This window comes from uncultured Roseovarius sp. (assembly GCF_913057115.1).
Taxonomy (GTDB): Bacteria; Pseudomonadota; Alphaproteobacteria; order Rhodobacterales; family Rhodobacteraceae; genus Roseovarius.
Genome location: NZ_CAJXNN010000009.1, coordinates 86,924 through 93,443 on the forward strand (window position 1 = coordinate 86,924; position 6,520 = coordinate 93,443).

At 57.4% G+C, this 6,520-nt stretch carries 5 protein-coding genes and 1 tRNA gene; 3 read left to right on the plus strand and 3 right to left on the minus strand.

Going from position 1 to position 6,520, the window contains the following annotated elements; translation table 11 throughout:
* Positions 1-68 precede the first annotated feature (68 nt).
* Both QZ498_RS06040 and QZ498_RS06045 read right to left on the minus strand, forming a co-directional pair.
* Positions 69-1,496 (minus strand): aldehyde dehydrogenase family protein, encoded by a 1,428-nt coding sequence (locus QZ498_RS06040; protein ID WP_294620835.1) that lies wholly within the window; start codon positions 1,494-1,496, stop codon positions 69-71.
* A 17-nt stretch (positions 1,497-1,513) separates the two neighbouring features.
* The gene (locus QZ498_RS06045; RefSeq protein WP_294620836.1) at positions 1,514-2,467 is read right to left on the minus strand and encodes an NAD(P)-dependent oxidoreductase; all 954 of its coding nucleotides are present in this window, start codon (positions 2,465-2,467) and stop codon (positions 1,514-1,516) included.
* Positions 2,468-2,570: 103 nt separating this feature from the next.
* Between QZ498_RS06045 and QZ498_RS06050 the strand changes: the two genes are divergently transcribed.
* A complete protein-coding gene (locus tag QZ498_RS06050; RefSeq protein ID WP_294620837.1) occupies positions 2,571-3,431 on the plus strand; it encodes a LysR substrate-binding domain-containing protein in 861 nt (286 codons plus the stop codon).
* A 327-nt stretch (positions 3,432-3,758) separates the two neighbouring features.
* Here the strand turns inward: QZ498_RS06050 and QZ498_RS06055 are convergent, their stop codons facing one another.
* Positions 3,759-4,787 (minus strand): LacI family DNA-binding transcriptional regulator, encoded by a 1,029-nt coding sequence (locus QZ498_RS06055; RefSeq protein WP_294620838.1) that lies wholly within the window; start codon positions 4,785-4,787, stop codon positions 3,759-3,761.
* Between the two features lie 145 nt (positions 4,788-4,932).
* Here QZ498_RS06055 and QZ498_RS06060 point away from each other — a divergent pair.
* Positions 4,933-5,009, plus strand: a tRNA-Arg gene (locus QZ498_RS06060).
* Positions 5,010-5,435: 426 nt separating this feature from the next.
* Complete coding sequence (locus QZ498_RS06065; RefSeq protein ID WP_294620839.1) at positions 5,436-6,227, plus strand: bifunctional 2-polyprenyl-6-hydroxyphenol methylase/3-demethylubiquinol 3-O-methyltransferase UbiG; 792 nt, start codon at positions 5,436-5,438, stop codon at positions 6,225-6,227.
* The last annotated feature ends 293 nt before the right edge of the window (positions 6,228-6,520 follow it).

Below are 6,520 nucleotides of genomic sequence, written 5' to 3' on the forward strand. Positions count from 1 at the left end.
GCCACAAAGAGCCGGAGTGGTCAATATTATCTGGGCAAGATGGTTAATATATGCTCAACCGTCGAGTTTTATCCGATGTGTAATGTCTTGACCTCTTGGTAGTCTTCCAGCCCCAGAGGCCCGCCTTCGCGGCCATTGCCCGATTGCTTGTAGCCGCCGAAGGGGGAGCCATAGTTGACGGCCCCGCCATTGATATGCACCGCCCCTGCGCGCAGGCGGGCGGCGACGCGTTCGGCGCGCTCAGGATCGCCGGTTTGCAGGTAGGCGGCGAGGCCGTAGGGGGTGTCGTTGGCGATTTGGATGGCCTGTGCCTCATCCTCGAAGGGGATGATGACGAGGACCGGGCCGAAGATTTCCTGATGTGCGATGGTCATGTCGTTGGAGACATCGGCAAAGATGGTGGGGCGCAGGTACCAGCCCTTTTGGACGTCTGCGGGGCGGTCGGGGCCACCGGTGAGCAGGCGCGCGCCTTCGTCGATGCCCTTTTGGATGAGGGTGCGGACGCGGGTGAATTGGATTTCATCGTAAAGCGGGCCGATATGGTCGCCCTCTTGCGCCGGGTCGCCGAGGGCGATGTTTTCGGCGGTCTGCTTGGCGATATCGAGCGCGCGGTCATAGCAGGCGCGTTCCACCAAAAGGCGGGTGGGCGCGTCGCAGCTTTGGCCGGTGTTATACATACACTCCAGCACGCTGTCGCGCACTTGAGTGTCGAGATCGCAATCGGCGAACACAAGGTTGGGGGATTTGCCGCCCAGTTCCAGTGTCACGCGTTTGACGGTTTCCACCGCGTCGCGGGTGACGGCTTGGCCCGCGCGGGTGGAGCCAGTGAAGGACATCATTTGGATATCGGGGTGGCGCGAGAGGGCGGCACCGACGGTGGGGCCATCGCCATGGACAAGGTTGAAGACCCCCGGCGGGGTGCCGGCGTCGTGGATCATCTGGGCGTATAGGTTGGCCGAGAGCGGCGTGAATTCCGAGGGTTTGAGGACGCAGGTACAGCCGGTGGCAAGCGCCGGCAGCACCTTCAGCGCGATTTGATTGATCGGCCAGTTCCACGGGGTAATGAGGCCGCAAACGCCGATGGGTTCGCGCAGCAGAATGTCACCGTTGGAGAGCGTTTCGCGCAGGGTTTGCGATTTCAGCGCTTCAAGGAAGCCTTCGAGGTGGCCCACGGCGGCGTCGGCCTGTGCCTCGCGCGACATGGTGATGGGGGCGCCCATTTCGGTGCTGATGGCTTGGGCCAGATCCTCAAGCCTGTCGCGGCTGATTTGCAGCAGGGTTTCAAGCAGGGCGATACGGTCGTCGCGGGAGGTTTGGGAATAGGTTTCAAAGGCTTGCGTCGCGGCCTGCACGGCGCGGTCCACATCGCGGGCGTCACCCATGGCGAGCGTGCCGATCTGCGCCGCACTCGCCGGGTTGGTGACCGGCATGGTGGCATCGGACAGGGGCGTGACCCACTGCCCGCCAACGTAGTGTTTCCCAAGCATTTCGAGCATCCCTGCCCCCTTTCCGATCAGCTTTGGCCGCGTGTCGGGACAACCTCGTATCCCGGTTCTTCGGGTTCTTCGTCGGTCATTTCCGCCGGGAAGCCGGGGGCGCGGATATCGAGGCCCGTGGCATCCTCAAGCCGGCGGATGATGTTTGGCGATAATTCGCGCTCGCCATAGCGCGCGATGCCGTCGTCCAAGATTTGCATCAACAGGGGGTTCATCTCAAGCGGGATACCGGCGCGGTCGGCGACAGCTTGAAAAAGACCGATGTCTTTCTTCACAAGGTCCATGGTGAAAGAGATATCGCGCGAGCCGTTGAGGATCACCTGACTTTCGGTTTCATGCACGAAGGAGGTGCCGGAGCTGATCTTGATCGCCTCGTAGGCGGTGGCAAGGTCCATGCCCGCGCCCTTTGCCGTGACAAGCGCCTCGCAGCAGCTAATCAGGTTGGCGGTGGCAAGGTAGTTGGTGATGACCTTGAGAATCGAGGCGCTGCCGATCTCGCCGGTGTGCAGCACCCGGCGGCCCATCTTGGTGAGCAGCGGCAGGATGGTCTCAAACGTGGCCCGGTCACAGCCCGCGAAGATGGCGATATTGCCGGTATCGGCCCGGTGACAGCCGCCCGAGACCGGGCAATCGACCGCCGCGCCGCCCGCGTCGATGACCGCTTGGCCAAGGCGTTTGATCTCGGCCTCGTCGGTGGTGGACATTTCCATCCAGATCTTGCCGGGGCCGACATAGGGCAGCATTTGCTGCATCACCGCATCGGATGCGGCGGGTGACGGCAGGCAGGTGATGACAACGTCGCAATCCTGCATCAACTGTGCCGGGCTTTCACCGGCCTGCGCGCCCCGGCCGGTGAGCACCGCCATGAGATCGGCATTGAGGTCATAGACCGTCAGGTTCACCCCGTTGCGCAGCAGGCTTCCCGAGAGTTTGCTGCCGACGTTTCCCAATCCGATGAATCCAACTTTCATAATCCTGACCCTTCATTGTCATCCTGTCGAGGTCCAGTTTTCTGGATTGTCAGGCAAAAGAAAAACGATTTAAATTGACCAAAAGGCCATAAATAATTTATCCATGAGCACCTCCCTTCCCAACCTGACGTGGCTGCGCACTTTTGAGGCCGCCGCACGCCTGCGCAACTTCACCGCTGCGGGGGAGGAGTTGGGCCTGACACAAGCCGCCGTCAGCCAGCATATCAAATCGCTTGAGGCGAAACTGGGCTGTGCGCTGTTCCTGCGTCAGCCTCGGAACCTGCAACTAAGCGAGATGGGCAAGGCCTATCTGCCGCATGTGCGGCGGGCCTTGGATGATCTGAGCCTGTCGACGCTGGGCTTGTTTGGGCCTGAAATGGTGCGCGCGGTGACATTGCGGGTGCCGGTTTCGACCGCTGTTTTGTGGCTGGCCCCAAAGCTGTCGGCGTTTCAGGCGATGCACCCGGGGATCGAATTGCGGTTGGTCTCGACCATCTGGGCGGATTCGCTGGAAGATCAGGACGTGGATATCGACATCCGCAGCGGGCACGGCGATTGGCCGGGGCTGCGGGCCGAGAAAATCTCGAACGAGGCGATTGTACCGGTTTGTCCGGCAGGGGAGGATACGCCGATTTCGGCGCAGACCCCGCTGCATATCTTGGGGCAAGAGGATAACTGGGCCCGCTATGGCGAGGCGCAGGGTGTGGCGGTGCCGGATCGCTTTGGCATCAGCGTGGACACAAGCGCCGCCGCCTTGGAGATGATCGCGGCGGGCCAAGGGGTGGCGGTGGTTCTGGCGCGCTATGCGAGGGCGGCTTTGGAGGCCGGGCGGCCTGTGCGCTGTGCCGGGCCGGAGGTGCCGGTGCGCTTGGCGCATTACCTTGTGGAACGCGATGGCCGCGCCCCACCCCGCGCCGAGGTGGCCACGGTGCGCGATTGGGTGAAGGCGGTGTTTGCGGGATGATGTCTTTGAGTTGCGCGCCCGGCTGCGTCATTGGTTGGGCCAAATCAAGGGATGGGCCCAAGCGCGCAGTCCAGAGGGGCCGTCGAATGGCGGCTTTGCGGGACATAGCGGTCATTGCCTCGCGCGGAATCAAGGGCCGCCCCCACGGCACGGCGATTGAGTTGAACTGAGCGCTTAGAATGAAGGTTTCGCGCCAGTGGTCGGGATAAAGTGCTTTATCCAGGCCGTTGGATCGCCGCACCGCGGCCCATCGAGGCGCGGCTCATGATTTCAATGTCCAGCAAGGACTCGAACCCGATATCCGCTGCAGCTCACCTGAACGGAAGTTTAAGGCCTGCGCAGGGTATCGCCGTAGGTGATCGTCGGCTCAAGCGCAATCCTGGTGGGTTCGGGCGCTTCGGAGTCATCCTCGACCCGTTTGGCGATGATTTCAGCCGCGCGGCGGCCGATCTCAAGCCGGCAAGCGTCCATCGAGGCGAGTTCGCGCGGCAGGCCCTTGAGCAGGTTCAACCCGTTGAACCCGGCCAGCCCGATCTGGTTTGGAATATCGACGCCTTTTTCCCAAAGGTACATCAAGCCGCCCGCGCCGATCATGTCGTTGGAGTAGTAGAGGAAATCCAGATCCGGGGTGCGTTCCAGCATGGCTTGGGTCATCTCGCGGCCCTTCACAAGCGCCGAGCCGCCGGAATAAAACTCCTGATCCGCGATTTCGATCCCGGCCTTGGCAAGCGCCTGCGTGAACCCCTCGAAGCGTTTACGCGCCCGATGGTCCAGCGGCATCTTGGTGCCCAGAAAGCCGATACGCTTGTAGCCGCCCTTTATGATGGCTTCGGCCATCTGTTGCCCGGCGCGGCGGTGTGAGATGCCGACCACCGAGTCGACGGGCGTGCCATCTGTATCCATGATCTCGACCACCGGAATACCCGAAGCCCGCAGCATGGCGCGCGAGGCGTCGGAATGCTCCAGCCCCGCGATGATCACGCCAGAGGGGCGCCACGAGAGCATCTCATAGAGCACCTTTTCTTCTTTTTCCGGCAGATAGTCCGTTAGGCCGACGACGGGTTGCAGATCAGTGGATTCAAGCACTTGGCTGATCCCGGTCATCACCTCGGGGAAGACCATGTTGGACATCGAGGGGATGATCACCGCGACAAGGTTGACCCGCTGGCTGGCCAGGGCGCCCGCGATCTTGTTGGGGACATATCCCAATTGCTTGGCCGCCTCCAAAACACGCTTGCGGGTTGCGTCCGAGACATCACCACGATTGCGCAAGACGCGGCTGACGGTCATTTCCGAGACGCCCGATGCCTCGGAGACATCGCGCAGGGTCAGGGGGCGGTTTTCGGGGTTGCTCACGGTGGGATGTCCTGAAGGGTCTTTGATCTTTGTTATCGCAAACGGCGGGCCGGGATCAAGCAGATCGCATTTGGCCGCGATGCACGGCAAGGTCGAATTGGGGTCATGACAAATCGGGTTTGGGCGGATATGGAAGGCGATGTGCGGCCCCGTGGCTCAACTGGATAGAGCAGCCCCCTCCTAAGGGGCAGGTTGCAGGTTCGAATCCTGCCGGGGTCGCCAGTCAAGAATATTTATTTAAAATCAGTATATTAATGATTAATTTAACACAAGATTCGATAAAAATGTGTGGCGCCTTGTGTGGTGTGTAATGGGGCTTAGTTACACTAAATTACAAAGCACTGAACCAGCCGATGACAAACTTTCCCGCTTTGCCGCCTAACTAACGTCTATCTATATGATATGTTAGTTGCCTCCTCTGGATGCCTTGGCCCAGATTACCTCGAAATCAAGCACCACGCCTCTCTGCCACAGCTCGTCTCCGAAACCGTTGCGTCTAACAAGTCGACTGTAGCGGCGCATCTATGACTGGATCACGTCTCTCTAGACAAGGTAGGTTGGTATCCTATAGTTGGAGTGTCTACACAATATCTATCAGGTGTCCCAATCAGTTTTGGCTTTTAATTTAGGAAAGCCCTAGGGAAAGGAATGAAATTATCGATGAGACACGTGATTACGATTCAAAAAAATAGATTCCGTCAGCTTAAAAAGAACCTAAGAGGTTTAAAGAAAACCGCTTTGAGAAACCGCAAACTTATTTCTAATGAGTGGTGGGACAGCGAATTTTATATTGATTCATCTTTAGAAGATCGCAAAACAATTTTTAACTCGTGCGACGCTGCTGCGGCCGCTTATCACTATGCTTCAATTGAGCTATTGATTTCAAAGTATTTTTTCGAACAAAAAATTTCCGCTGACGGTCTAAAAGTATTGGATATCGGTAGTGGGTCAGGCCATTGGTTAGATTTCTACGAAAGCTTAGGGTTCGGTAACATGGTTGGTGTCGATGTATCTGAAAAAAGCATCGAGCACTTGCGCTCAAAGTACAAGGAAGACCGTGAGAAGACTTTTTATAAAGGCACAGCAAAGAATTACTTAATGGGGCGTAATGATAAATTTGATGTTATTAACGCTATAGGTGTAATGTTTCATATCGTTGATGATAGGGAGTGGCTGGAAACGATAAAGCTATTTGCCGACCACCTCACCGAAGACGGTGTAATCGTAATTGGCGGTTTTTTTGGCGCTTTAAACAACATAGATGTTCAGTTTGGCGCTGATGGTTCTGTCAACAAGAGGCTGCGATCTGCAAAAAACTGGAAAGAAAAGCTCTCCGAAAATGGATTGAAAGACATCAAATTGGTCAAAAATGTTACTTCCCTAGAGATTGATCACGTTCTTCCAGAGAATAATCTGATTTTTGCAAGGTTTTCAGCATAGTCACCAACATCCCCTTGGCCAATGTGTCACTTCCTTTACATTTCGCCAGCTTGATTGAAATCGGCGCTAATTTAGAAAGCTATTGGGTAATAAAGAATATAGCGCCTTGCGGATCGCTGCGACGAATAAGAACTTAAGAGCGACAAGCAATCAAACACTAGATTCATCCCACAGAGTGCAAGTCGGTGGGCAACATAGCAGCAAAGCTGGGAACAGATAAACGGCAGGAGTGGGTCGTCCGCGCCTACACCAGCGTAAACCAAGCAGGATTGAGACGGCAACTACGATAGGAA

Coding starts and splice junctions, on each gene's coding strand:
- QZ498_RS06040 (WP_294620835.1), bottom strand. CDS start 1,496: ATGCTCGAAATGCTTGGGAAACACTACGTTGGCGGGCAGTGGGTCACG.
- QZ498_RS06045 (WP_294620836.1), bottom strand. CDS start 2,467: ATGAAAGTTGGATTCATCGGATTGGGAAACGTCGGCAGCAAACTCTCG.
- QZ498_RS06050 (WP_294620837.1), top strand. CDS start 2,571: ATGAGCACCTCCCTTCCCAACCTGACGTGGCTGCGCACTTTTGAGGCC.
- QZ498_RS06065 (WP_294620839.1), top strand. CDS start 5,436: ATGAAATTATCGATGAGACACGTGATTACGATTCAAAAAAATAGATTC.